Below are 26,794 nucleotides of genomic sequence, written 5' to 3' on the forward strand. Positions count from 1 at the left end.
TTTGACGTATTCGGCCCTATACTTGGCGCAGGCAAAAAGGAGATACGGATGTCGATCAAATATCTGCACACGATGGTTCGCGTAAAGGATTTGGAAAAATCCATGGCGTTCTACAAACTGCTCGGGCTGGAAGAAACCCGCCGGATGGACAATGAAAAGGCGCGGTTCAGCCTGATTTTCCTCGCCCCTCCCGGTCAGCCGGAATGCCCGGTAGAGCTGACGTATAACTGGGATGGCGATGAAGCCCTGCCATCAGACAGCCGCCACTTCGGGCATCTGGCCTATGAGGTGGATGATATTTACGCGACCTGCGCGCATCTGGCGGCCAATGGTGTGGTCATCAATCGCCCACCACGCGACGGGCATATGGCCTTTGTGCGCAGCCCCGACAATATCTCTATCGAGCTTTTGCAAAAAGGCGAGCGGCTGGCCCCGGCAGAGCCTTGGGCGAGCGCGGAAAACATCGGGCACTGGTAACAGACCGAGAATAACGGACACCGGGTTTTCGTAAATCCGGTGTCCACAAAGGATCAGCCGTTCAGGAAGGCCATCGCAGCCGCGTGGATCTCGGGGTTGGCGGCGGCAAGCACCTGCCCCCCTGCACGCGCGGAATGGCCCTGCCAATTGGTGACGACCCCGCCTGCCGCTTCAATCACCGCGATCGGGGCCTGAACGTCATAGGTTTGCAGCCCGGCCTCAATCACCAGATCAACCTGCCCTGCCGCCAAAAGCGCATAGCCGTAGCAATCCATCCCGTAACGCACAAGGCGTACCTGTTCTGCCACGCGGCGAAAAGCGCGGCCTTCTTCCTCATTTCCCACTTCGGGAAATGTAGAAAGCAAGATCGCCTGTGACAGGTCACATGAGGCGCGGGTCTTGAGCGGAGACGCCCCCATCGGGCCATTGACCGAGGCCAGACCAAAGCCGCCCTCGAACCGTTCCTGAATGTAGGGTTGGTCAATCAGGCCGTAAATCGGGCCACTCGCATCCGCGACGGAAATCAACACCCCCCAAGTCGGCGTGCCGGACAAATATCCACGCGTACCGTCAATCGGGTCCAGCACCCATGTCAGGCCGGAGGTGCCGGATTTAGGGCCGAACTCCTCCCCCAATATGCCATCTTGGGGGCGGCGGCGTTCCAGAATATCCCGCATCGCGAGTTCGGACTCACGATCGGCAATAGTTACCGGATCAAAATGCGTTGTCTCTTTAGTATCGGCGGTCAGCCCCGGCTTGCGAAAATGGGCCAAAGTGGCCGTCCGCGCAGCATCGGCCAAGGCCGCTGCAGTGCTCCGGATATCCTCGACTTCGGTTTGTGTCAGCATGCCTCTTTCCCTCGCAAGGATACCCTTCGGCTTATTTCCAAAGGGCTATGAACTTGCGCAGCGCTAACGGCTAGACAACATGCGGTCAAGAGGCCGGTGTTCAGGCCGCCGCGCTCAGGACACGTGCCAGGTCGAACAAACGACGGCGCTGTGCCTCGGGGATCGCGTAATAGGAACGCACAAGCTCCAGCGCTTCCTTATCGGCAAGCATATCACCTTCCATCCGCCGCGGGGTTTCGGGCTCTTCGTTCAGGCCTTCAAAGAAAAAGCTGATAGCAACGCCAAGTGCTGTAGAAATGTCCCACAAGCGCGAGGCCGAAACACGGTTCATACCTGTTTCATATTTTTGAATCTGTTGAAACTTGATCCCCACACAATCAGCAAGCTGTTGCTGTGTCATGCCCACCATCCAACGACGGTGACGGATTCGCTTGCCTACATGGACATCGACCGGGTGTTTCATCAAGGTACTCCATCAATATTTTACGCGCTTATCAAATTACAAGCAATAACCGTGCCAAAGCACCGAGCTACCAAAAATTTTACATTTTTCATTGTTTTGAACAAACAGACCTGACCTTTTAGACAGGTCGATTTGTCTTAAAGAATATGTGTTCACACCATTCCACGCAATAATAGTTAACACGCCAGTCGAGGCCCAAAAGGGGCTTTTGCAAAATGCTTTGCGTTTTGCAAATACTACACGCGGAGATTTTGCATTTTGCACCGACCAATCGCCATGGCAGCCACATTATCAATACGTTATGTAGGATTAACAGAAACCGCTTTGAAGGAAACGATCATGCGCGCTTTTCGTGTAGAGCAGGCAGAGCGCCCTGCGTCCTTAACCAATACCCCCCGTATTGATCCCAAAAAGGGCGAAGTGCGGGTGAAAATCATGGCCTGCGGTTTAAATTTTGCCGACCTTTTGATGATTCAGGGCAAGTACCAGGAACGCCCCGCCTTGCCCTTTACACTGGGCATGGAACTTGCCGGCGTGGTGGAGGCTCTTGGCCCTGATGTCGACCACCCCGCGGTCGGCACCCGCGTGGCGGTGTTCGCTGGCATGGGCGGACTGGCGGAATGGGGCTGTTTTGACGCAAACGCCTGCACGCCGATCCCGGACGCGATGCCCTTTACCGATGCCGCCGCCTTTCAGATCGCCTACGGCACCAGCCATCTGGCGCTGGACCATCGTGCGCGGCTGCAACCCGGAGAAACCCTGCTGGTGATGGGGGCGACGGGCGGTGTGGGTTTAACCGCATTGGAAATCGGCAAGCGCATGGGCGCACGGGTGATCGCCACGGCACGCGGGCCGGAAAAGCTGGCGATTGCCCGTGCTGCGGGTGCCGATCATGTAATCGACAGCGAAGCGCCGGATTTACGCGCAGCCCTTTTGGCGCTTGGCGGTGTTGATGTGGTGTTTGATGCCGTCGGTGGCCCCGCCTTTACCCAAGCGATGCGCGCCACCAAGCCCGAGGGTCGTCTGATCCCCATCGGCTTTGCCGGTGGCGAGGTTCCGCAAATCCCCGCCAACCATTTGCTGGTCAAAAATCTGACGGTGATCGGGCTTTATTGGGGGGGCTATGCGAAATTCGCGCCGCAAACCCTGTCACGCAGCATGGCGACCTTGTTTGAATGGTATGAGGCCGGCGGTTTGCGCCCCCATATCAGCCATTGCCTGCCACTGGATCAGACACAAACAGGGCTGGACCTGCTCCGGGATCGCAAATCCACCGGCAAGGTTGTGATCACGCCACACGACGCCTAAAGAACCGGCCAGCGGGCAACGCTTAGTTGCCCGCCGCCTCCATCTTACGGTTGGCAATGGTGCGTTCCAGCCAGCCCAGCTCCATCTCGGGAACTGATGACAACAACAGGTCGGTATAATCATCAAAGGGCGGTGAGAGCACCTCGGTCTTGCTGCCATAGCGCACGACGCGCCCCTGATACATCACCGCGATACTATCGGCGATGGCACGCACCGTCGCCAGATCATGCGTGATGAACAGATAGGCCACGTTTTCGCGTTTTTGCAGGTTCAAAAGCAGCTTCAAAATCCCCGCGGCCACCAGCGGATCAAGCGCCGAGGTCACCTCATCGCAGATGATCATCCGGGGTTTGGCCGCAAGGGCGCGCGCGATGCAGACACGTTGCTTTTGCCCGCCCGAAAGCTCTGCCGGATAGCGGTCAATGAAACCTTCACCCATCTCGATATCGTCCAGAAGCTCTTGGATACGCTTCTTTTTCGCAGCACCGCGCAGGCCAAAGTAGAACTCCAGCGGGCGGCCGATGATGGTGCCGATAGTCTGGCGCGGGTTCATCGCGGTATCGGCCATCTGATAAATCATCTGCACCTCGCGCAGATCATCACGGGTGCGCTTTTCGAAATCGGGCGCAAGGGTGCGGCCGTCAAACAAAATCTCGCCTTGCGAGGGCGGCAAAAGACCGGTGATCACCCGCGCCAGCGTTGATTTGCCGGAGCCGGATTCCCCCACGATGGCAAGGGTCTGTCCCTCGGGCAGGTCCACCGTCACATCCTTGAGCACATCAAATTTCGTGCCCTTATAACGTGCCGTAATACCATTGACAGACAAGACCGGCGCGCCTGTCGTTTGCTCGACATGTTTGACCGAGCGGACGGAAACCAAGGCTTGGGTATATTCCTCAGTCGGGGTGTTGATGATGTGATCGGCGGTGCCATATTCCACCATCCGCCCGCTTTGCAGCACCATGATATGATCGGCAACCTGCGCCACCACGGCCAGATCATGGGTGATATAAAGTGCGGACACGCCAGTATCGCGGATTGCCTTTTTGATCGCCGCCAGAACATCGATCTGCGTGGTCACATCCAGCGCGGTTGTCGGCTCATCAAAGATCACCAGATCGGGCTTGGGGCAAAGCGCCATCGCCGTCATCACCCGTTGCAACTGCCCGCCAGACACCTGATGCGGATAGCGCTTGCCGATGGTTTCGGGGTTGGGCAAGCCAAGCTGATCAAAGAGCGAAATCGCACGGGCCTCGGCCTCTTCCTTGCTCATCAGCTTATGAAGCAAGGTCGCCTCGATCACCTGCTCCATCAGCTTTTTCGCCGGATTGAAGGCGGCGGCGGCGGATTGGGCGACGTAAGTCACCTCTTTGCCGCGCAAGCCCCTAAGGCCCGCCGATCCAAGGCGCAAAATATCGCGCCCGTTGACCAGAACCTCACCGCCGGTGATGCGCACACCACCGCGCCCGTAGGCCATCGACGACAGGCCGATGGTGGATTTTCCCGCACCGGATTCGCCGATCAGCCCCAAGACCTTGCCCTTATCCACGGCAAAAGACACGCCCTCAACGATGGTGATGTCCTGCGGCGGCTCCCCCGGCGGATAGGCGGTGACTTCGATTTTCAGGTCTTTGACTTCAAGCAGAATGTCGCTCATCCGCGGCCCCCTTTCAGGCTGGTGGTCCGGTTCAGCACCCAATCGGCCACCAGATTGACCGAGATGGCCAATGAGGCGATGGCAAATGCAGGCACCAATGCGGCAGGCACGCCGTAAACGATCGCGTCCTTGTTTTCCTTCACGATCCCGCCCCAGTCAGCCATCGGCGGCTGTACGCCAAGGCCAAGGAAAGACAGGGTAGAAATGAAGAGCACCATAAAGATAAAGCGCAGCCCCATTTCCGCGATAAGGGGCGATATCGCATTTGGCAAAATCTCGCGAAAGATGATCCAAAGCTGTTTTTCACCGCGCAGACGGGCAGCCTCGACATAATCCATCACGGTGATATCGACGGCAACGGCGCGGCTGAGCCGGAACACGCGGGTGGCATCCAGAACCCCCATCACGATGATCAAGACCGGCAGCGTCACCGGCATCACCGACAAAACCACAAGCGCCGCGATCAGCGAGGGGATCGACATCATCAAATCCACCATCCGGCTGAGAAGTTGGTCCACCCAACCACCTTTGACCGCCGCAACAAACCCCAAAACCGAGCCAAGCGAGAAGGACAGGATCGTGCCCATGGTGGCGACAAAGATCGTCGTCTGCCCGCCCCAGATCATCCGTGACAACAGATCACGCCCGATGCTGTCGGTGCCAAGCGGATGGGCCCAGGACCACGGCTCCCAACTGTCACCGACGACTTCGGCCATGCCGTAGGGCGCGATCCAGCCCGCGAAAATTGCCGCGCCAAAGTAGATCGCGGTAAAGAACAAGCCGACCATTGCGGCAAATGGAATACGCATCATTTCGGCCCCCCCTATTTCGGATGCCGCAAGCGCGGATTGCTAAGGATAGAGACGACATCGGCCACAAGGTTCAGCCCGATATAGACCGCCGCAAAGACAAGCCCGCAAGCCTGTACCACCGGCACATCACGCTTGGAGACGTGATCCACAAGGTATTGCCCCATGCCCGGATAGACAAAGACCACCTCAACCACGACAACCCCAACCACAAGATAGGCAAGGTTGAGCATGACCACATTGACCACCGGCGCCACCGCATTGGGCAGCGCATGACGTGCAATAATGGCGAATTTACGCAGGCCCTTCAGCTCGGCGGTCTCGACATAGGCCGATTGCATCACGTTCAAAATCGCCGCCCGCGTCATCCGCATCATATGGCCAAGCACCACCAGAACGAGCACAATCGCAGGCAGCGCAATGGCGTTCAAACGGTCTAGAAACGGCATTCCGTCATAGACGGTGGACAGCGATGGAAACACCCGAAACTGCACCGACAAAACGAAAATCGCGATATAGCCAAGCAGGAATTCCGGCACCGAAACGGTTGCCAAGGTGACGCCGGAAATCACGCGATCCGGCCAGCGCCCTTGATAGCGCACGGCAATCAGGCCCAGCACAATCGCCAAAGGCACCGCGACAATGGCAGCACATAGCGCCAAAAATAGCGTATTGCCCAAACGCTTGCCCATCGAGGTCGCGATATCCTGACCATTGGTCAGCGCCGTGCCCAGATCCCCCTGCAAGGCCGCGAACAGCCAGTTGAGGTAACGCGTCAGTGGCGGATCATTCAGCCCCAGCTCTGCCCGAAGGTTGGCCAGGGTTTCGGGTGTCGCACCCTGCCCCAAGATATTCTGCGCCACATCCCCCGGCAGGATCTGGGTTCCCACAAAGATCAGGATCGACGCGGCGAAGAGTAACAGCAGGCCCAGCGATATCCGCTGGACCAGAAGTTTCAGGACAGGATGCATTGGCGTCCCCTTACGCCAACCAAGTCTTATGCGGGGCGAGGCCATTCATGGCTTCTTGCATACCATTCACTTCCCAACCCTGCACTTCGTCACTGACCGCCTCGATGAAATCACTAAACATCGGGCAGATCAGCCCGCCATCCTCATGGATCATCTGGCTCAACTTGGCATAGATCTCGACACGCTTGGCCTCATCCAGCTCGGCGCGCGCTTCTTCGACCAAAGCATCGAATTCGGGGTTGAAGAAACGCGTGTCGTTCCAGTCGGCCGTGGAAACATAGGCGGTAGAGAACATCTGGTCCTGCACCGGACGCCCGCCCCAATAGGATGCGCAGAAAGGTTGCTTGTTCCACACCTCGGACCAATAGCCGTCATTTGGCTCACGCTTGATTTCCAAGGGGATACCCGCCGCCTGTGCGGTTTGCTGGAACAAGGCCGCCGCATCAACCGCCCCCGGAAAGGCGCCATCGGCCACGCGCAAGATGATCGGGCTGCCATCATGGCCAGAGGCTTTATAGGCCTCGGCGGCGGCGGCCACGTCAAATTTGCGCTGCTCCAGCGGGGTAAAGAGCGGATAGGCCGCGTTGATCGGTGTGTCATTCCCGATGGTGCCGAAGCCGTCGAGGATCTTGTCCACCATCTCTTCGCGGTTAATCGCCAGCTTCAGTGCGCGACGCAACTCAGGATTGTCGAAGGGTGCCGTATCGCAATGCATGATGAACACATAATGCCCACGCCCCGGCGCGTTGCGCACCGTCAGGCCCGGCGCGCGGGTCAAAAGCTTGGCAATCTTGGGATCAACCCGGTTGGCAATATGCACCTGACCCGATTGAACCGCTGCCATCCGCGCGGTTGCATCGTTGATCACGGTGATTTCCACGCCGTCATAATGCCCGCGTGTATCATCCCAGTAATCCGCGTGCTTTTCGAAGGTGTGGCGCACGCCGGGTTCATTCACGACCACCTTATAGGCGCCGCAACCAATGCCATCAGCCGGGTTTTCCATGCCACCACCGGGCTGGATCGGCAGGTGATAGTCGGCCATCAGATAGGGCAAGTCAGCATTGCCGGTAGTCATTGTGACCTCGATCACATCGCCGTCAACGCGCATGCTTTCGATATTCTCCATGATGCCAAAGGCACCCGAGGAGCTTTCCTTGTTCGAATGCCGCTCCAGCGTTTTGAGGACATCATCCGGTGTCACCTCTGTACCGTTGTGGAACTTCACACCCTTACGGATGGTGAAACGCCAGACCTTAGCATCGGCAGAGCTTTCGATCGCCTCGGCAACCCGCAGATCCAACGTACCATCAGCCGCGACATCAACCAGTGTTTCGCCGATGATGCGGTTGATGTGGAAGGTCACCTGACTTTGTGCCAGCGCCGGATCAAGGCTGTTGGTGCTTTCGCCGCCGCCAAGACCCATCTTCAGGATGCCGCCCTTGACGGGCTGTGCCGACGCAATTGTCGGCGCCCCCATGGTGGCCAGCGCGCCAACGGCGGCGGCCCCCCCCATGAAGCTGCGGCGGTTCACACGTGCCACATCAATACGGCCAATCAGCTTTGCAAGATTGTCGTTCATTATAGTCTCCCTATCGGTTTTTTTATTCTTTAGCCGCTACTAGAGCCGCTCAATGCCTCCACGGCAACAATTATCTTCGCCATGGATACTGTTTTGAATATTGGGTGAAGCATCAAGAAATGACGCTTTCAGACAACTCAATGTCGTCTTTAGGCCAAAATCTGCCGCGCTGCAACCTTTGGCCCCGCGTTTAGACAAAATCACGGGGGATGCGTTCGTTGAACTCACGTTCAAAAACAAGCGTCTCGCCCTCATAGGCACGCAGATGCGCGTGGAATACCAAGGCGTCCGGTTCCGCCCACATTTGTGATATTGCGCGGGTGGAAACCGCCCAATCCCCGCGCGCCAACTGCTGTTCCCAGTCGCAAATCACATGGGCGCGGCCGGGGGTCTTCGGATCCACCTCAAAGCGCTCGGTCACATGTTCTTCGGTGATCAGCCCGTGGTCAAGGTTCTCCACCCGGCCGCTGTGTTCCTCAACCACCAAGGCGCGGGTGCCGGTGATAAGATCCTCCTCCAGCCGCCGCGCGAAAGCTGCATCGGAATGGCGATGGTGGTTCCAATCGGCGGCGGCACGCGGTGGCGGGGCCTGCCATTCATCGGCTGGCGCACCCTCATGCACCGGCAGGGTCAGGCTGCCTTTGGTCAATGTCAGGGTCGCCGCCTCGGGGCTGGGCCAGACAAAGGGCCAATAGGTCGTCGAAAGCGCGATCCGCAAGTGGTGCCCCGCCGCCAGCCGGTAGGCCATCTGGTCCAGCACCAGCTCTACCTCCATCTCCTGCCCCGACACCAGAAGGCTGGGATCCTCCATGCTGTCACGGTGACACAGGTTGAGCATCCCATGCGCAATCCGCACCGACGCCCCATCCGGCCCGACATCGCAAAGCCGCGCCACGACAAAGGCCCGCGGCTTGTCGCTGTTCAGGCGCAGGTGCAAACGCGCCGCGCCCAGCAAGGCAAGGGGCGCATCCAGCACCGGCCCGTCAAAGCACGGCGACATCGCGTCATCGCCCGCCTGATCGCCCGGCAGTTCGGCATGGCTGCTCATCGGGAAGAACTCACCCGCCGCAAACCCCAGATCGGGAGGCGTGCAGATGGGCTGGTTCAACGTGCCACCCGTGCCACCCAAAACACCGCCAGCGGATAGCACCATGACCTGTTCTTGCGACCTTGGCGCAGGATAGGTGGTTTCCGCCACCCAACGTCCCTTGCGGTGAGGTGTACAAGCATCGGGTGCCTCGCTGTCGATCATCCAGACGCGGTAGGCCGGATCATCCTCGGCCCCGTTCTCAACGCCTTTGAGCCAGCGATCCCACCAGCGTAGCGCCACATCCATGAACCCCATCGCCGGGCCGGGCACCGCCTGATGCGGGTATTGATGCACCCAAGGCCCGATAATCGCCTTGGCCCCCGCCACATTTTCCACCAGCTTGGCCGAGGTATTCATGTAATTATCCGCCCAGCCAGAGATGCTCAGCACCGGCACCTGCACACGGCTGAAATCCTCACCGACCGAGCCATGCTTCCAATAGGCATCGCGGCGTTGGTGGCTGGCCCAACGCGGCGCTAGAAACGGCTCCGCCTCCAGCCGCGCCAGCCAGTCCTCGCGCCAATCACTGCGCAAGGCCGGATCGGCCGGACGAGAGCTATATGACAGCATCACCGCCCCCCAACCAAGGTTTTCGCCCAGCAAACACCCGCCACGGAAATGCACATCATCGGCAAAACGATCCGTGCTGGAACAAACCGTCACAATCGCCTTTAACGCCGGCGGCTGCGCATAGGCGGCTTGCAGGCTGTTGAACCCGCCCCAGCTTTTGCCCATCATACCCACATTGCCATTGCACCAGTCCTGGGCCGCAAGCCAGGCGATCACATCCACCGCGTCCTGCATTTCCTGCTGGGTATATTCATCGGCCATCAGCCCCTCGCTGTCGCCACAGCCGCGCATATCGACCCGCACGGCGGCATAGCCATGGCCCGCAAAGTAAGGGTGCATCCGTTCGTCGCGTGCCAAGGTGCCATCACGTTTGCGGTAGGGGAGATATTCCAGAATGACGGGCACCGGCCCTGCCCTCTCGGCCCGCCATATCCGTGCCGACAAACGGCACCCGTCCGGCATTACGATGCCCACATCCTCTTCAACCGTAACCGCAAATGGAAATTCTGTTACAACCTGCATCGCCTAGCCTTCCTTGGAACATCCCTGTCAGCGCCGCCGAAACTGCTCGTAAAAGCGGGTGGCGCATCTTATCGTGCCATCAAAGGCGCAGAGGGCCGGATTGGCAACCCGCAAAGAAAGAGAGACCTATGACCAAACCGAACATCCTGATCTTGATGGTGGACCAGCTTAACGGCACGCTTTTCCCCGATGGCCCGGCCGATTGGCTGCATGCGCCCAACTTGCGCAAGCTTAGCCAACGCTCTGTGCGTTTTGCCAACAGCTATACCGGATCACCGCTTTGCGCGCCGGGTCGCGCCAGCTTTATGTCCGGTCAGCTTCCCAGCCGCACCCGCGTCTATGACAACGCCGCCGAATTCCAATCCGACATCCCCTGTTTCACCCATCATTTGCGCCGCGCGGGCTATGAATGCACGCTTTCGGGCAAGATGCATTTTGTCGGCCCCGACCAGATGCACGGATTTGAGAACCGGCTGACCACCGATATCTATCCCGCCGATTTCGGCTGGACCCCCGATTACCGCAAACCTGGAGAGCGGATCGATTGGTGGTATCACAACCTCGGTTCAGTCACCGGCGCGGGCGTGGCCGAGATATCGAACCAACTGGAATATGATGATGATGTCGCCCATCAGGCCAGCCAGAAGCTCTATGATCTGTCGCGCGGGTCCGACCGCCCGTGGTGCCTGACCGTCAGCTTTACCCACCCGCATGACCCCTATGTCGCGCGCCGCAAGTATTGGGACCTTTACAATGACTGCGAGCACCTCGACGCACCCGATGCCATTGCTTACGCCGATCAAGACCCCCATTCGAAACGTTTGATCGACGCCTGTAACAGCGATAAGTTCGACATCACGCCTGCGCATATCCGCCGCGCCCGCCAAGGCTATTTCGCCAATATCAGCTATATCGACGACAAGATCGGTGAGATTTTGCAAGTGCTGGAGGACACGCGCCAAGAGGCGATTATCGTCTTTGCCTCGGATCACGGGGATATGCTGGGTGACCGCGGGCTTTGGTTCAAGATGAGCTTCTTTGAAGGCTCTGCCCGTGTGCCCTTGATGATCTGCGCGCCGGGGCTGGAGCCGCATCTGAACGAAGCGCCCGTATCAACCGTCGACGTGACGCCTACGCTTTGCGATCTGGCGGGGATCGATATGTCCGAGGTGATGCCTTGGACCGACGGGCAATCGCTGCTGCCTTTGGCCAAGGGCGCGGAGCGCGCGGACCCTGTGGCCATCGAATATGCCGCCGAAGGGTCGATCACGCCGCTGGTCATGCTGCGCTATGGCAAGTGGAAATACACCCGCTGCCTTGCCGATCCCGAACAGCTTTTCGACATCGAGGCCGACCCGAGCGAGCGCAAAAACCTTGCCCTTGATTCCGCCTATTCCGCCACCTTGCAGTCCTTGCGAACCAAATCCGAGGCCCGTTGGGACCTGCGCGCCTTTGATGCAGCGGTACGCGAAAGTCAGGCACGCCGCTGGGTGGTCTATGAGGCACTGCGTCAGGGCGGCTATTACCCGTGGGATTTCCAACCGCTGCAACAAGCCTCGGAACGCTATATGCGCAACCACATGGACCTCAACACGCTGGAGGAAAGCAAACGATTTCCGCGCTGGGAATAGGCACTAATCCTCGATGCGAAATTCCGGCGCATAGGTGACGGGGAAATTGACCGAGCGGGCAATGAAACAGACCTTGTGGATCTTGTCATGGATCGCGGCGGCCTCGCCCATATCGGCGCCGAGGGCGACCCAGATCACGGGGCGCAGCTCGGCCGAGGTAAAACGCCCCGCACCACCCGGCCCCAGTTCGGCCGCGCCCACGGGGGTATCCTCATAGCGGGTGACGACCACGCCCGCCTCGGAGGCGTAATGCAGATACCACAGCATATGACAGGCCGAGAGCGCCGAAAGCAGCAGATCCTCGGGGTTCATCCGTGACGGATCGCCGCCCATAAGCGGGTCGTTAGAGCAATGCACCAAGGGCTTGCCCGGCACCGCGATATCCCATGTGCGGGCATAGGCGCGGTAATGCGCCGTGCCCTCACCGCTGTTGCCAGTCCAGACAATCCGGCTCTCATAAGTCTGCATGGATTACCCCCATGAAAAATCAGCGGCCCTTCCAGACCGGATCGCGTTTTTCGGCAAAGGCCCGTGCCCCTTCCAATTGATCATCCGAGGAATAGAGCCGGTCTACCGTTGCAAACTGCCGTTTCGTGATCCGGTTGAGCGCATCCTGGAACTTCATATCCTCGGCCTCGCGCACCACCTCCTTGATCGCGGCATAGACCAGCGGCGGCCCACTTTCCAACAGCCGCGCCAAATCCCATGCCTTGGTGTGCAGATCCTCCAGCGGGTGGATTTCCTTGATCAGGCCCCAGCGTTGCGCCTCTTCGGCATCAAACCAGCGGCCCGTCAGCAACAGATCCATCGCGACATGATAGGGAATGCGTTTGGGCAGCTTGACAGACGCGGCATCGGCCACCGTGCCCGAGCGGATTTCAGGCAAGGCGAATGTTGCGGTATCCGAGGCTAGGATCAGATCGCAAGAGAGCGCCAGTTCCAGCCCGCCGCCACAGCAGATACCGTTCACCGCCGCGATGACGGGTTTGTTCAGGTGCGGCAATTCCTGCAAACCGCCAAAGCCGCCCACGCCGTAATCACCATCCACCGCATCGCCATCGGCGGCGGCCTTTAGATCCCAACCGGGGCAAAAGAATTTGTCGCCCTGCGCGCGCAGGATACAAACCCGCAGCGCATCATCATCGCGAAAATCGCGGAACACCTCACCCATGACACGGCTTGTGGCCAGATCAATCGCATTGGCCTTGCCACGTGCAAGTGTCACCTCCAGCACGGCCCCTTCGACCCGGGTTAAAATCGGGCCGTCTGTTCGCATTTTCATCATTCCATATCCTTCCAGATCACCGCATCGGCGGCCACAGCCCCCGTTTCGCGCAGCATCAGCGGGTTGATTTCGATTTCATTCAAAGTGGCATCGCGCATCACCACCTGCAACTGCATTGCGACATCAACCAATGCCGCAACATCGGGTTTTGGCCGCCCGCGATAGCCGTCAAGCAAAGGCCAAAGCCGCAAATGGCGCAGGGCCTGTTCCACCTCTGGCGCGGTCACCGGACAAATCAGGGTGACAGTATCGGCCAAAAGCTCGGCCGTGGTGCCGCCAAAGCCCAAGGTCAGGGTCCTGCCGTAAACCGCGTCCTGACGGATACCGATCATCATCTCGGCCAGAATACCGGACACCATTTCCTCGGCCAGATAGCCCGTTGCGCCCGGCATGGGGGCTTGATCGTCCAGCGAGGTCAGTCCCAAGCGCACTGCACCGTTTTCGGATTTATGCGCAAAACCATGGCCCTTGAGCGCCAGCGGTGGTGTCAGGGTTTTGGCCAAGGGGCGCAGCATCGCCAAATCGGGGGCGCTGACACCGCGCGGCACGGGGATACCAGCAGCTTTCAGGAGGGCTTTGGCCGCGCCTTCGTCCAAGAGCGTAGGACGGGTCGGCTTGCGCGACGGCAAGGGCCGCCACCCCGCCCGACCCGGCGGCGTCTGCGCCGCGGCCAAGGCGCCGAGCGCTGTCTCCAACCCCATGAGGGGCACTGTGCCACGGGCCATCATCGCAATCGCACGGGATTCCTCAAAGTTTTCCGGCATCGAGGCCACGGGGAAAGCGGGCTTGCCGGTAAGCTTGGCGGCATCCTCAATCGCTTGCAGGGCCGGCTCGAATGATGACGGGTCACACAGGTCGGGCCTTGGCGGATCGATCAGGAACAGCCCCGCATCATAGCCTTGCAGCATGGCAGAAAAGACATCCCGGGTGCGCGGCCCATCGCCCCAGATAAAGGTATGATAATCCAATGGGTTGGAGACAGTGACAATCGGCCCCAACAGCGCGCTCAAGGTCTGGCGTTGCGCCTCGGTGGGCGGCTCAAACCCGATCCCGAAGCCCTCGGCAAGATCACCAACCAGCCCCGCCTCACCACCCGAACAGGAGAGCGAGCACAGGCGGCTGCCGATCTGCGGGCCATGGATATGAAAAATCTTCAACGTCTCAAGCAATTCCGGCAAGGTTGCCACCTCGGCCACGCCCGATTGCGCCAGAAATGCCGAGGACGCGGCCCCGCCGCCCGCCAAGGCCGCAGTATGTGATGCAGCCGCCAGACGTGCACCTTCGGTCTTGCCCGACTTGAGGCAAACCACGCCCTTGCCCGCCTGCCGCGCCGCTTCGGCCACAGCCGCAAAGCCGAGGGCATCGTCAAAACCCTCAACATAAAGGCCCAAGGCGGTCACGCGATCATCGGCCAGAAGGGCCGCCGACAGTTCCGCCAAGCCAACCTGTGCGGCATTGCCCAGACATGCAACATAGGCCACCGGAAGGCCGCGCGCCTGCATCGTCAGGTTGATCACGATATTGGAGGATTGCGACAGCAAAGCAACGCCGCGTTCCACCCGCCGTCCGCCATGCTGGTCCGGCCACAAAAGCGCGCCGTCCAGGTAGTTGATAACCCCGTAGCAATTCGGCCCGAGGATGGGCATATCCCCCGCAGCATTGACCAGATCGGCCTGCAATCCGGCCTCACCCGCCTCGGTCCAGCCAGAGGCAAAGCAGATGGCACCTCCTGCCCCCATCGCCGAAAGCTGGGCCACGACATCCACGGTGGCATGACGGTTGACGCCGATAAAGGTTGCGTCCGGTGCCTCGGGCAGATCGGTCAGACTGGCATAGGCTTTGATCCCGCCCACCTCAGCCCGCTTGGGGTGTACGGGCCAAACCGAACCGGAAAACCCCATCTTGGTACACTGTGCGATCACATTTTCTGCCCAGACCGAGCCTAGCACAGCAATGGTCCGCGGGCGCAAAAGCCGCGACAGATCCTTCATCGCCTCAGCCCCCGTGCGCGCGCAAAAGCTGACGGCTGATGATGTGGCGCTGGATTTCCGAGGTGCCTTCCCAGATCCGCTCTACGCGGGCGTCACGCCAGATGCGTTCCAGTGGCAAATCCTCCATCAAGCCCATGCCGCCGTGGATCTGGATCGCCTCATCCGCGACCATCGCCAGAACCTCGGTCGCCTTCAGCTTGGCCATAGACATATCGGCCTCAGTCACCGTGCCCTGATCAAAGCGCCAAGCAGCCTCCCATGTCAAAAGCTCGGCTGCTTTCAGCTCCATCGCCATATCGGCCAGTTTGAAGGAAACACCTTGAAACTTGCCGATCTGCTGGCCGAATTGTTCACGTTCGGCGGCATATTGCACCGAATGGCCCAAGGCGCGATCCGCGCGGCCAAGGCTGGTGGCGGCGACTTGCAGGCGCGTGGCCCCAAGCCAGGTATTTGCCACCTCAAAGCCCTTATGCACCTCACCCAGCACTTGGGCAGCAGGCAGACGGCAATTGTCAAACTCCAGCACGCCATTGGTATAGCCACGATGACTGACGTTGCGGTAGCCTTCGCGCACCGTAAACCCCGGCGTGCCTTTGTCGACGAAAAACGCTGTGATCAGCTTTTTAGGGCCGCGCGGGGTCTCTTCCTCGCCGCTGGCCATGAAAACAATCGCGAAATCTGCGATATCGATATGGCTGATGAAATGCTTGGTGCCGTTAAGCACCCAATCATCCCCGTCCTGCCGCGCGCTGGCCTTCATGCCGCGCAGGTCCGACCCGGCGGCGGGCTCGGTCATCGCAAGACAATCCCATTTCTCGCCACGGATACAAGGGTGCAGATAGCGTTCGCGTTGTTCCTCGGTGCTCGCCAAAAGGATGTTGGACGGGCGCGCGACACAGGTCCAGTGCAGCGCATAATTGGCGCGGCCCAGTTCCCGCTCATAAAGCAACCATGACAGCGTATCGAGCCCCGCACCGCCGACCTCTTCGGGCATATTCGCGGCGTAAAGCCCCGCATCAATCGCTTTGGCCTGAATCTCGCGGATCAGATCCATGCGCAGATGGCCCGTGCGTTCGACCTCTGCCTCATGCGGGTAAAGTTCGGCCTCGACAAAGGCGCGGGTGGTGTCAACGATCATGCGTTGTTCGTCGGTCATTCCGAAATGCATGGGCTATTTCCTTTGTCCGGTGGCGCGGCCCACGGCCTTGGGGCGCGGCAGATCTGCATGGGCATTGGCGATGGGCAGCAGCCGATCCCGAATGACCTGTGGCGCGGCAGTGGCGTGGCCGGCCTTCATATCCACATGCAAAAGCATCTGTTCGATTGTGGCCACGTCCTGCCCGTCTTTTTGTATGGATACAAAGACATGCAGACGTTTTTCATCCGCCGAAAGCACTTGTAATGTGCCGGTCAGATGATCGCCCAGCTTGGCCTCGCCTCGGTGCATGATGTGGGATTCGGCGGTGTAATAGCTGAAACCGCCGGCGACATAATCCATATCCGCACCGATGAACCGCAAAAAGGCATCGGTGGTTTCCGAAGATGCATAAAGGTAACGGCTTTCGGTCATATGACCGTTATAGTCGATCCAGCTTGGCAAGACCTGCATATGCGCCATCACCATGGGGGTATCTTTGGGCGGCGTGAAGGCCACACGGCGGCGTTCGTCGTGTTCGCGCAGCACACGGCCCGCGCCCCAATCGCGGTCCTTCAGCGCGCGCAAGAAGCCGACCAGATTGCTGTCACGGATACGTTCCAATTCGCGGATGGAATATTGGCCCGATTGCGCATCGGATTGGCCCGCGATCAGGTCAACCAATTCCTCGGTGAACTCTGGCACATCGGTCAGCTTGGTCCATGGCGATTGCAGGCAAGGGCCGAATTGCGCCATGAAGTGCTTCATGCCCGCCTCACCGCCCGCCACGCGATAGGTTTCAAACAAGCCCATCTGACCCCAGCGCAGGCCAAAGCCCATGCGGATCGCCTCATCGATTTCCTCGGTGGTGGCGACCCCGTCCTTGACCAGCCAAAGCGCCTCACGCCAGACCGCCTCAAGGAAACGATCCGCGATATGGGCGTCGATTTCCTTGCGCACATGCAAGGGGAACATGCCGATTTCGCGCAAAATCTTCTTGGCACGTTCAATCGCTTCCAGATCACTGGCGGCGGATGGCACCACCTCGGCCAAGGGCAAAAGATAGACCGGGTTGAACGGATGCGCGACAAAGATCATCGCGGGATTGGCGGCATTTTGTTGCAGCTCGGACGGTTTGAACCCCGAGGTCGACGACCCGATCAGCGTATCGGGGCAGGATTGCTGGATCTGTGCAAAGACGCGGTGCTTCAGCTCCAACCGTTCGGACACGGATTCTTGAATATACTCCGCGCCTTCCACGGCATCGGTCAGGGTGTCGGCCATGGTCAGCACCCCTTCCGCCATCATCGGAATATCCGACAGCGCGGGCAAGGCGGCGCGCGCATTGGCCAAGACCTCATTGATCTTGCGCGCGGCTTCCGGGTCGGGGTCGAACACCGCAACATCCCAGCCGTTCAGCAAGAACCGCGCGGCCCATCCCCCGCCAATAACCCCGCCACCAATGATCGCTGCCTTACGTGCCATGCGCCCTATTCCTTTGTTATTTATTTTTTTTACGATCAAGCCGACAGCGGCGCGCGTTTTTCAACCTTCAAGCGCTTGCGCACCTCATCCGGTCCGACTACTCGCGCACCAAGTCCGGTGATGATTCCCGCAGCCCGTTCCACCAGTTGCGCATTGGTCGCCAAGACGCCCTTCTCCAGCCAGAGGTTATCCTCCAACCCCACCCGCACATTGCCGCCCGCAAGCACGCTTGCCGCGACATAGGCCATCTGGTTGCGACCCAAGGCGAATGCCGACCAGTTCCAATCCTTGGGCACATTATTCACCATCGCCAAAAAGGTATTGAGGTCATCCGGCGCGCCCCATGGCACCCCCATGCAAAGTTGTACCAAAACCGGGTCGGGGATCACCCCTTCGAATGCCAACTGTTTGGCAAGCCAAAGGTGGCCGGTGTCAAAGGCCTCAATCTCGATCCGCACGCCCGATGCCGCCATGCGCGTTGCCATATCACGCAGCATGCCAGGGGTGTTGACCATCACATAATCGGCCTCGTTAAAATTCATCGTGCCGCAATCGAGCGTGCACAATTCTGGCCGACATTCGACCACATGGGCCACGCGTGCCTCGGCCCCGATCATATCCGAGGTGGCGGCCATCGCGCCCATATTCTCGGTGCCGTCAAACATCAGATCGCCGCCCATGCCAGCGGTCAGGTTCAAGACCACATCGGTATCACTATCGCGGATCCGTTCCGTCAATTCGCGATACAGCGCGCGGTCCCGCGACGGCTTGCCGGTTTCGGGGTCGCGCACATGGCAGTGAACCACCGCCGCACCGGCGCGGGCGGCGGCAATCGCACTATCCGCAATTTCCTTGGGCGAACGCGGCACATGCGGGCTGCGGTCTTGGGTCGCGCCCGATCCGGTGACGGCACAGGTGATGAAAACATCGCGGTTCATTTCGAGTGGCATGGAAGTCCTCCTGATTTGGCGCCAGTTTAACGGGCTTGGCAAATGCTGTTTTGCGATTTACGAAGGATGCATGGCGCAATCCGCAACAATTTTCGCCCCCTCCTCTGCGCCGCTTACTTTGGCGGTGCTGGTGCTGCCGCAAGCCTCGATCCTTGAGGTGGCGGGGACGCTGGACCCGATGCGATCTGCCAACCGCCATTTGGGAACCGAGGCTTATCGCTGGCGGGTTCTGTCACCCGACGGCGGGCCGGTACCCCTGACCTGCGGTATAGAGATCCCCGCCTCGGGCACCTTGAACGATGCGGCGGGGGCGGATGCGCTGGTGGTGGTCGCGGGCTTTCGTCAGGCCGAGGTGGCCACCCGCCCGCTGATCGCCGCCCTGCGTCGTGCGGCGGGACGGTTTGCGATGATCGGCGGGATTGATGCGGGGCCTTGGGTCTTGGCGCGGGCGGGGCTTTTGGATGGCTACCGCGCCACCGTCCATTGGGAAGATTTTGAGGATATGGCCGCCGCCCACCCCGAGGTTGACGTGGTACAAACCCGCTATGTAATTGATCGCAATCGTTTTACCGCAGGCGGGGCCGCGCCCGCCGCTGATCTGATGCTGCATCTGATCGCCAAGCGCCAAGGCACGCCCCTCGCCCGCCAGATCGCGGCCAGCTTTATCACCACCCCCCGCGACGGGGCCGAGCCACAGGTCCAGCACAGCCGCCCGCGCCTTGATCCGCGCATCGCAAGCGCCATCGCGCGGATGGATGCGCGGCTGGATACCCCCGAGCCGGTCGCCGCCACCGCCCGCGCGCTGGGCCTGTCAACACGGCGTCTGGAAACCCTGTTCCAGGCCGCCCTCGGTCAAAGTCCGGGCGCCTATGCGCTTGGCCTGCGCCTTGCCGCCGCGCGCCGGATGATCACCGACACACATCACCCTTTGGCCGAGGTGGCGCTGCGCTGCGGGTTTTCCAGCCAGTCAACGCTTAGCCGAGCGTTTCAGCGCGCCTTCGGGCAGCCGCCCTCCAGCCTGCGTAAAGGGCGCTGATTACGCCTCATCCAGCAATCCGCGGCCCTTGAGCAAGGGTTCCACCCCCGGCATCCGCCCCCTGAACTGGGTATAAAGCGCCTCGGGGTCCTGACTGCCACCAGCCGAGAGGATGAACTTTTCAAGCTTTGCCGCGACCTGCGGATCAAAGGGGTCGCCCGCCTCTTCAAAGGCGGCAAAGGCATCGGCATCCATCACCTCGGACCACATATAGCTGTAATACCCCGAGGAATAACCGTCACCCGAAAACACATGCGCGAAATGCGGGGTGGCGTGGCGCATCCGGATTGCATGGGGAAGCCCGATTTCGGCCAGAACCTCGGCCTGTTTTTCCATCGGGTCACTGGGTGCCGGCCCGTCATGAAAGGCCAGATCAACCAGCGCGCTTGCCAGAAATTCAACCGTTGCAAAGCCTTGGTCATAGGTCCCCGCCGCCAGCAAACGTTCCAGCATATCGGCGGGCATCGGCGCACCCGTTTCCACATGGCGGGCGTGTTTTTCCAGCACCTCGGGCACCTCAAGCCAATGCTCATAAAGCTGGCTTGGCAATTCAACGAAATCGCGCGCCACGCTGGTGCCGGAAATAAAGCCGTAGGTTACATCCGACAACATCTGGTGCAGCGCATGGCCAAACTCATGGAACAAGGTGCGCGCATCATCATAGGACAAAAGCGCGGGGTCCCCCTTGGCAAAATTACAGACATTGACAACGATAGGCCGGACATCGCCGCCAAGCTTGCGCTGGCTGCGCATTGCCGAGCACCACGCCCCTGAGCGTTTGGAGCTGCGCGCGAAATAATCGCCTATGAACACCGCGACATGCCTCCCGTTACGCGTCACCTCCCACGCACGGGCATCCAGATGGTAAAGCGGTGCGTCAAGCGCGCGGAACTCCAGCCCGAAAAGGCGGTTGGCGCAATCAAAACAGGCGGCGATCATCGCCTCTAGCGAGAGGTAGGGTTTTAGCACCGCCTCATCCAGATCATGTTCTGCGCGGCGACGCTTTTCGGAATAATAGCGCCAATCCCAAGCCTCAAGAGGGCCGTTGACACCATCAGCCTGCATCATGGCTTCCAAGACCTTCGCGTCGGCATTTGCCTTGGCCTTCGCAGGCTCCCACACCCGCATCAGCAAATCACGCACGGCCGCTGGCGTTTTCGCCATTTCCGGCTCCAGCTTGAAATCGGCAAAGGTATTGTAGCCCAGAAGGTTCGCGCGCTCCTCGCGCAAGCGCAGCGTTTCCGTGGCGATGGCGCGGTTGTCATTGTCATTGCCGTTTTCACCGCGCGCCACCCAAGCGGCATAAGCCTTTTGCCGCAATTCACGGCGGGGGGAGAACTGCAAAAATGGAACAATCAACGAACGGTTGAGCGTGATCACCGGCCCTGCGACCTGTTTTTCCACACCCGCCGTGCGCGCCGAGGCCACAACGAAATCCGGCAACCCCTCAAGATCATCCTCGGATATTTCCATGAACCAGGCGCGTTCATCTGCCAGCAGGTTTTGGCTGAAAGAGGTGCCCAGCACCGCCAGCCGCGCCTTTACCTCGGTCAGCCGCGCCGCCTCGGTGCCTTCCAACTGCGCACCGGCCCGCACGAACATCCGGCGATAAAGATCCAGCACACGCAACTGTTCCGCGCCCAAACCCTTACGCGCCTCCCACACGGCCTCAACGCGGGCGAACAGCGCCTTGTTGTTGGTCACTTCCGAGGAAAACGCGCTTAGCTTTGGCGCAAGCTCACGTTGCAAGGCCTCACGCGCGGGGGTGCTATCGGCACCGGCAAGATTGTAGAACACGCCCGCGACACGGTCCAGATCATCCTGTGCCAGCTCCATCGCGTCGATCACATTGGCAAAATCCGGGGCGGCGGGGTTTTTGGCGATGCTGCTGATATTGGCGCGTGCGGTTTCCAATGCGGTATCAAAGGCGGGGCCGAAATCGGCATCCTTAATCGCGCCAAAGGGCGGCATTGCGAAATCTTCGGTCCAGTCAGACAAGAGAGGGTTGGTCATGGCGGTCTCCTTTGCGCGCCACGCTAAGCATCCGCGCAGCGAAGGTCCAGAGTGTAAGACCCTGACAAGCCATACCCGTTTCGTTCAAATTGTGTTGATGTTTGAACCCGCCATGCCCCGCACCGCGTAAACGACTGCACGTGCTGCGGGGTGATCGGGGATTAGCGTTTCTTTTTGGAAGACCCGCTTGCCATGCTGCGTGCCGCTGCGGCCGCTGTCATCAGCTCTTCGGCGATTTCCTGTGCCTCATCGGGATCGAAATCCAGCGGCAGGTCCACGCCCTCGCCCTCTACATAAATCCGCACCATGCCAAGGCTTGTCGGCCCGATTTGCAAATTTGCGGCAAGTTCACTTTGTTTATCAATGCCCATGGGCCTGTTTCTCCTGACCAATACGGTTTTAATTTGCATAAACTGAAGCGTTGCGACTGACAAGCTGTGCAAAGGGTCTTGCATTCGGTTAAAGCACAGTCTAAATCGCCCCCAGTGCCGCCTTAGCTCAGTTGGTTAGAGCGCTTGATTGTGGATCAAGAGGTCCCCCGTTCGAGCCGGGGAGGTGGTACCATTACCCTTTATTTACTGACCAAAGGCCGCGTTCAAGCGATTGCGCCTTGCTGATTCTGCGCAGGCGAGCTTTGGCCACCATGGGCCGAAAACACCTTGGCCCCGGCCCATGGCAGGGCTATGGTTCCGGCTTGCCCAACAGGAACCAAAAATATGACCCCTGATCTTGCCGCCCGTCTTAACCGTCTTATTGCCAGCGAAATCGGGGCCAACCCCGGACAGGTCGCCTCTGCGGTGGCGCTGTTGGACGGCGGGGCCACCGTGCCTTTTGTTGCCCGTTACCGCAAAGAGGCGACGGGGGGGTTGGATGATACCCAGCTGCGCAATCTGGCCGAACGCCTGACTTATTTGCGAGAGATGGAGACACGGCGCGCAACGATTCTGGCCTCGATCAAGGATCAGGGCAAACTGACCGATGATCTGACCACCAGCTTGATCAAGGCCACCACCAAGGCAGAGCTGGAAGATATTTACCTGCCCTTCAAGCCCAAGCGCCGCACCCGCGCGATGATTGCCCGCGAAAACGGTCTTGGCCCGCTGGCCGAGGCGATTCTGGCCGATCGCAACGTCGATCCCCAAGCGCTGGCCCCCGCCTTTATCAACGCCGAAGTGGCCGATGCCAAAGCAGCCCTTGAAGGCGCGCGTGATATCATCGCCGAGGGGCTGGCCGAAAACGCCACCCTTTTGGGCAAGCTGCGCAACCACATGAAATCTGTGGGCCGGCTTGCGGCATCCGTGGTCGCGGGCAAAGAGGCGGCAGGCGCCAAGTTTTCCGACTACTTCACCCATTCAGAGCCGTGGCACTCCGCCCCCTCGCACCGCGTTTTGGCAATGCTGCGCGGTCGCAATGAGGGCTTTCTAACGCTGGACCTTGAGGTCGACCCGGACGCCCCGCGCGGCCAATCGCCATGTGAGGCAACCTGTGGTGCGGCACTGCAGGCAGCGGGCAATGGCAAGGGTGATATCTGGTTGCGTGATGTCGCCGCTTGGGCGTGGCGGATCAAGATCAAAACCTCGCTGACGCTGGACCTGATGGGCGATCTGCGCGACCGCGCCGAGGCCGAGGCGATCCGCGTCTTTGCCCGCAACCTCAAGGATTTGCTGCTGGCGGCCCCTGCGGGTGGCAAGGCGACGATGGGGCTTGATCCGGGGATACGAACCGGCGTGAAGGTGGCCGTGATTGATGCCACGGGTAAGCTGTTGGGCACCGACACCGTCTATCCGTTCCAGCCGAAAAACGATCTGCGCGGGGCACAGGTTACCATTGCGCAGATGATCGGGAAACATGGTGTCGGCCTGATCGCCATCGGCAATGGCACCGCCAGCCGCGAGACCGAAAAGATGGTGGCCGACCTGTTGGATGTCTTGCCAGCAACGGCAAAAAAGCCGACCAAGGTCATTGTCTCTGAGGCCGGCGCCTCGGTATATTCCGCGTCGGAACTGGCCGCGCGAGAGTTCCCCGATCTGGATGTGTCGCTGCGTGGGGCGGTTTCCATCGCGCGCCGTCTGCAAGATCCGCTGGCCGAATTGGTCAAGATTGAGCCCAAAGCCATCGGCGTAGGGCAGTATCAGCATGACGTGGACCAGCACCGGCTTGGCCGTTCCTTGGAGGCGGTGGTTGAGGATGCAGTGAACGCCGTGGGGGTCGACCTGAATACCGCCTCGGCGCCGCTTTTGGCGCGTGTGTCGGGTGTGGGGCCGGGGCTGGCGGATGCGATTGTCGCCCACCGCGATGCCAATGGCCCCTTTGCCAAACGCCGTGATCTGTTGAAGGTTGCGCGCCTTGGGCCAAAAGCCTTTGAGCAAGCGGCCGGATTCTTACGCATTTCAGGCGGGGCCGAACCGTTGGATGCATCCTCGGTCCACCCCGAAGCCTATGACGTTGCGCGCAAGATCGTTGCCGCCTGTGGCCGTGACCTGCGCGAGGTGATGGGATCGCCAAAACTGGCACAGCTTGACCCGATGCATTTTGTCGATGACCGCTTTGGCCTGCCCACCATCAAGGACATTCTGGCAGAGCTGGAAAAACCCGGCCGCGATCCGCGCCCCGAATTCAAAACCGCCAGCTTTGCCGATGGGATCAATGATATAAAAGACCTCAAGCCCGGAATGATGTTGGAAGGGACCGTGACCAATGTCGCCGCCTTTGGCGCGTTTGTTGATGTCGGCGTGCATCAGGACGGGCTGGTTCATGTCAGCCAGCTTGCCGATAAATTCGTTTCCGATCCGCATGAGGTGGTGAAGGCCGGCGATGTGGTCAAAGTGCGAGTGGTTGAGGTGGATGTGCCCCGCAAGCGTATCGGGCTGACCATGAAGAAAGACAGCGGCGAGGCGCGTGAGCAAGCTGCCGAGCGCCCCGCAGGCAGGTCACAAAAAGCCCCACCCAAGGCCGCGCAAATGCAATCCGCGCCAAAAACGGCAGCCGCCAACCCCTTTGCCGATGCATTGCGTGGCAAGTTCGGAAAATAGCGCTATCGGGCGGTGGGCTTATGCCGGGTCAACCGCCCCAAACCCCGCGCGCCGCCCTGTCGCGCCACGGCAGCACTTGCGGTATGCGCGCCCGCGTCAAGGCAATCCGCCAACCCCGCACCAAACAGCCAGCGATCCAGAAAGCCCGCGTTAAAGGCATCGCCCGCGCCCACGGTATCGACCACCTCTGTGACCACTGCGGGACGGTGGATCGACCCCTTGGCTGAAATGGCTCGTGCACCGGCAGCCCCCTCTTTGACCACGACCAAAGGCGCCAACCGGCCGTGATACGCCAGCATATCTGCCTCTGCCCGATTGGGGAAAAAGATATCAACACCCTGCATGACCTGTGCCAGATCATCACGCGCCAGAACCTTGGCATCCCACGAACAATCCAGCGAAATCGTCATCCCCGCCGCTTTGGCCCGCGCAATCACTTGCGGGGATTCCACAAGGCTTGCCAGCTCACCAATATGCAGATGGTCCCATGCGCCGCTGTCAACGGCAGCGCCCAAAGCCTCGGGAAAGGCGAGGCCCGCGCGGCGCGTGACAAAGGCGCGGTCCCCATCCAGGATCATCGCCACGGTGATCTGCGGCTCCATCCCCGGTGCGGCAAGGCTACATGCGCCAAGATCAAGCCCTGCGCCGCTTAGCTCGGTTGCGATTGCACCGGCGAAAGGCTCGGCAGGGAGCACCGCCGCAAGCCCGGCCCCCCGCCCCAGCGCCGCAAGATAGGCCGCCGTGATATAGGCCCCGCCCCCCGCTGCAAGCACAAGCCCGCTGGCATAGACCTCTTGGCCCGGCTCGGGTGCGGCCGACAGGCCCGACATCACAAGATCACAGTAAAGCCTGCCTGTGCACAGCACACGCTTGCCCCATGACGTGACGTTTGCGCTCATTTGATCGCCACCCCATCGGCACCAAAGAGATGAAGGTTCTCCGGATCAACCGCCAGCTGCACCATGCTACCAAGCGCAGGTGGATTGCGACCATCGGCACGCGCGACCACCTCTTGCCCGCCGATATCAACATAGGCAAGCGTCTCGGAGCCCAAAGGTTCCAACAGGGTGATGCGGCCAGCAAAGCGCCCCTCGCCTTCGGTCACGTGCAGATCATCAGGGCGGATGCCGATGGTCAATTCCCCGCTATGGTCGGTTTCGCGGGCGATCACTGTGCCGCCCACCTCAACCCCGCCGGACACCGCACGGCCCGGCATCAGGTTCATTGAGGGCGCACCGATAAACTGTGCCACAAAGATATTGGCCGGTTGGTGGAACACCTCGGCGGGGGTGCCGATTTGCTGGATATGACCATCCTTCATAATCACGATCCTGTCGGCCATCGTCATCGCCTCAACCTGATCATGGGTAACAAAAATGATCGTGGTGCCGACCCTTTGGTGCAGCTTCTTGATCTCCAGCCGCATTTGGCTGCGCAATTGGGCATCAAGGTTTGACAGCGGCTCATCAAACAAGAACACCGCCGGATCGCGCACCATCGCACGACCAATCGCCACCCGCTGACGTTGCCCGCCCGAAAGCTGGGCGGGTTTGCGGTCGAGGTAATCGGTCATCGACAGCATCGCCGCGACCTCTTCGATCCGCTTTTCGCGTTCTGGCTTGGACAGCTTGGAGGTCCGCAGGCCAAAGCCGATGTTCTTGCGCACCGACATATGCGGGTAAATTGCGTAATTCTGGAACACCATTGCGATATCGCGGTCTTTCGGCTCCAGATGATTAACGGTGCGCCCGTCGATTTGCACCTCACCGCCGGTCACATCTTCCAGCCCTGCGATCATCCGCAAGGTCGTGGATTTGCCGCAGCCCGAGGGGCCGACAAAGACGACAAACTCGCCATCCGCCACCTCAAGGTTAATGCCGTGCAGAACTTCGGCCTTGCCGTAAGCCTTGACCAGATTGTGCAGGGTGACTGTGGCCAT

Annotated in this window: 22 protein-coding genes and 1 tRNA gene; 6 read left to right on the forward strand and 17 right to left on the reverse strand. The window is 60.1% G+C overall.

Annotated features, from left to right (window positions below):
• Positions 1 to 48 precede the first annotated feature (48 nt).
• Entirely contained in the window at positions 49 to 477 is a 429-nt protein-coding gene (locus tag EOK75_RS14520) for a VOC family protein (RefSeq protein ID WP_137194813.1), read from the forward strand.
• Positions 478 to 530: 53 nt separating this feature from the next.
• On the opposite strand, the gene EOK75_RS14525 is transcribed toward EOK75_RS14520, so the two are convergent.
• Both EOK75_RS14525 and EOK75_RS14530 read right to left on the reverse strand, forming a co-directional pair.
• A complete protein-coding gene (locus EOK75_RS14525; protein ID WP_137194814.1) occupies positions 531 to 1,325 on the reverse strand; it encodes an inositol monophosphatase family protein in 795 nt (264 codons plus the stop codon).
• A 100-nt stretch (positions 1,326 to 1,425) separates the two neighbouring features.
• Positions 1,426 to 1,788, reverse strand: coding sequence for a helix-turn-helix domain-containing protein (locus EOK75_RS14530; protein WP_137194815.1), 363 nt, complete (start codon positions 1,786 to 1,788; stop codon positions 1,426 to 1,428).
• 339 nt (positions 1,789 to 2,127) lie between these two features.
• On the opposite strand from EOK75_RS14530, the gene EOK75_RS14535 reads away from it, so the two are divergent.
• Entirely contained in the window at positions 2,128 to 3,096 is a 969-nt protein-coding gene (locus EOK75_RS14535; RefSeq protein WP_137194816.1) for an NADPH:quinone oxidoreductase family protein, read from the forward strand.
• A gap of 22 nt (positions 3,097 to 3,118) precedes the next feature.
• Here the strand turns inward: EOK75_RS14535 and EOK75_RS14540 are convergent, their stop codons facing one another.
• The 5 genes from EOK75_RS14540 to EOK75_RS14560 all read right to left on the reverse strand — a co-directional run bounded on the left by EOK75_RS14540 (position 3,119) and on the right by EOK75_RS14560 (position 10,297).
• On the reverse strand, positions 3,119 to 4,753 hold the full coding sequence (locus EOK75_RS14540; RefSeq protein ID WP_137194817.1) for an ABC transporter ATP-binding protein: 1,635 nt from the start codon (positions 4,751 to 4,753) through the stop codon (positions 3,119 to 3,121).
• Positions 4,750 to 5,565, reverse strand: a complete 816-nt coding sequence (locus EOK75_RS14545) for an ABC transporter permease (protein WP_137194818.1) — start codon at positions 5,563 to 5,565, stop codon at positions 4,750 to 4,752. Before EOK75_RS14545 ends, EOK75_RS14540 begins: the two co-directional genes overlap by 4 nt.
• Positions 5,566 to 5,576: 11 nt before the next feature.
• Positions 5,577 to 6,533 carry an ABC transporter permease gene (locus tag EOK75_RS14550; protein ID WP_137194819.1) on the reverse strand — a complete coding sequence of 319 codons (957 nt, stop codon included), beginning with the start codon at positions 6,531 to 6,533 and terminating at the stop codon, positions 5,577 to 5,579.
• Positions 6,534 to 6,543: 10 nt separating this feature from the next.
• Positions 6,544 to 8,115: an ABC transporter substrate-binding protein gene (locus EOK75_RS14555; protein WP_137194820.1), complete on the reverse strand. Its 1,572-nt coding sequence runs from the start codon at positions 8,113 to 8,115 to the stop codon at positions 6,544 to 6,546.
• Between the two features lie 190 nt (positions 8,116 to 8,305).
• Entirely contained in the window at positions 8,306 to 10,297 is a 1,992-nt protein-coding gene (locus EOK75_RS14560; RefSeq protein ID WP_137194821.1) for a CocE/NonD family hydrolase, read from the reverse strand.
• A gap of 128 nt (positions 10,298 to 10,425) precedes the next feature.
• Here EOK75_RS14560 and betC point away from each other — a divergent pair, with 128 nt between their 5' ends.
• Positions 10,426 to 11,928, forward strand: a complete 1,503-nt coding sequence (gene betC / locus EOK75_RS14565; RefSeq protein WP_137194822.1) for a choline-sulfatase — start codon at positions 10,426 to 10,428, stop codon at positions 11,926 to 11,928.
• A gap of 3 nt (positions 11,929 to 11,931) precedes the next feature.
• On the opposite strand, the gene EOK75_RS14570 is transcribed toward betC, so the two are convergent.
• The 6 genes from EOK75_RS14570 to EOK75_RS14595 are packed head-to-tail and all read right to left on the reverse strand — an operon-like array spanning position 11,932 to position 18,774.
• On the reverse strand, positions 11,932 to 12,396 hold the full coding sequence (locus EOK75_RS14570) for an OsmC family protein (protein WP_137194823.1): 465 nt from the start codon (positions 12,394 to 12,396) through the stop codon (positions 11,932 to 11,934).
• 19 nt (positions 12,397 to 12,415) lie between these two features.
• Positions 12,416 to 13,213 (reverse strand): carnitinyl-CoA dehydratase, encoded by a 798-nt coding sequence (locus tag EOK75_RS14575; RefSeq protein WP_137194824.1) that lies wholly within the window; start codon positions 13,211 to 13,213, stop codon positions 12,416 to 12,418.
• On the reverse strand, positions 13,210 to 15,204 hold the full coding sequence (locus EOK75_RS14580; RefSeq protein ID WP_137194825.1) for an acetate--CoA ligase family protein: 1,995 nt from the start codon (positions 15,202 to 15,204) through the stop codon (positions 13,210 to 13,212). Before EOK75_RS14580 ends, EOK75_RS14575 begins: the two co-directional genes overlap by 4 nt.
• Before the next feature lie 4 nt (positions 15,205 to 15,208).
• Complete coding sequence (locus EOK75_RS14585) at positions 15,209 to 16,372, reverse strand: acyl-CoA dehydrogenase family protein (protein WP_137194826.1); 1,164 nt, start codon at positions 16,370 to 16,372, stop codon at positions 15,209 to 15,211.
• 3 nt (positions 16,373 to 16,375) lie between these two features.
• A complete protein-coding gene (locus tag EOK75_RS14590) occupies positions 16,376 to 17,824 on the reverse strand; it encodes a carnitine 3-dehydrogenase (protein WP_137194827.1) in 1,449 nt (482 codons plus the stop codon).
• Positions 17,825 to 17,859: 35 nt separating this feature from the next.
• Complete coding sequence (locus tag EOK75_RS14595; RefSeq protein WP_137194828.1) at positions 17,860 to 18,774, reverse strand: beta-keto acid cleavage family enzyme; 915 nt, start codon at positions 18,772 to 18,774, stop codon at positions 17,860 to 17,862.
• 70 nt (positions 18,775 to 18,844) lie between these two features.
• Between EOK75_RS14595 and EOK75_RS14600 the strand changes: the two genes are divergently transcribed.
• Entirely contained in the window at positions 18,845 to 19,810 is a 966-nt protein-coding gene (locus EOK75_RS14600) for a GlxA family transcriptional regulator (protein ID WP_137194829.1), read from the forward strand.
• On the opposite strand, the gene EOK75_RS14605 is transcribed toward EOK75_RS14600, so the two are convergent.
• Positions 19,811 to 21,823 carry a M3 family metallopeptidase gene (locus EOK75_RS14605; RefSeq protein ID WP_137194830.1) on the reverse strand — a complete coding sequence of 671 codons (2,013 nt, stop codon included), beginning with the start codon at positions 21,821 to 21,823 and terminating at the stop codon, positions 19,811 to 19,813.
• A gap of 161 nt (positions 21,824 to 21,984) precedes the next feature.
• On the reverse strand, positions 21,985 to 22,194 hold the full coding sequence (locus EOK75_RS14610; RefSeq protein WP_137194831.1) for a DUF6324 family protein: 210 nt from the start codon (positions 22,192 to 22,194) through the stop codon (positions 21,985 to 21,987).
• Between the two features lie 116 nt (positions 22,195 to 22,310).
• Here EOK75_RS14610 and EOK75_RS14615 point away from each other — a divergent pair.
• A tRNA-His gene (locus EOK75_RS14615) sits at positions 22,311 to 22,387 on the forward strand.
• Between the two features lie 152 nt (positions 22,388 to 22,539).
• Positions 22,540 to 24,855: a Tex family protein gene (locus EOK75_RS14620; protein ID WP_137194832.1), complete on the forward strand. Its 2,316-nt coding sequence runs from the start codon at positions 22,540 to 22,542 to the stop codon at positions 24,853 to 24,855.
• Between the two features lie 2 nt (positions 24,856 to 24,857).
• On the opposite strand, the gene EOK75_RS14625 is transcribed toward EOK75_RS14620, so the two are convergent.
• Both EOK75_RS14625 and EOK75_RS14630 read right to left on the reverse strand, forming a co-directional pair.
• A complete protein-coding gene (locus EOK75_RS14625; RefSeq protein ID WP_137194833.1) occupies positions 24,858 to 25,754 on the reverse strand; it encodes a carbohydrate kinase family protein in 897 nt (298 codons plus the stop codon).
• A complete protein-coding gene (locus tag EOK75_RS14630) occupies positions 25,751 to 26,794 on the reverse strand; it encodes an ABC transporter ATP-binding protein (protein WP_137194834.1) in 1,044 nt (347 codons plus the stop codon). The genes EOK75_RS14625 and EOK75_RS14630 overlap by 4 nt, the downstream gene beginning before the upstream one ends.

It is taken from the genome of Pseudorhodobacter turbinis, from assembly GCF_005234135.1.
Lineage (GTDB): Bacteria > Pseudomonadota > Alphaproteobacteria > Rhodobacterales > Rhodobacteraceae > Pseudorhodobacter > Pseudorhodobacter turbinis.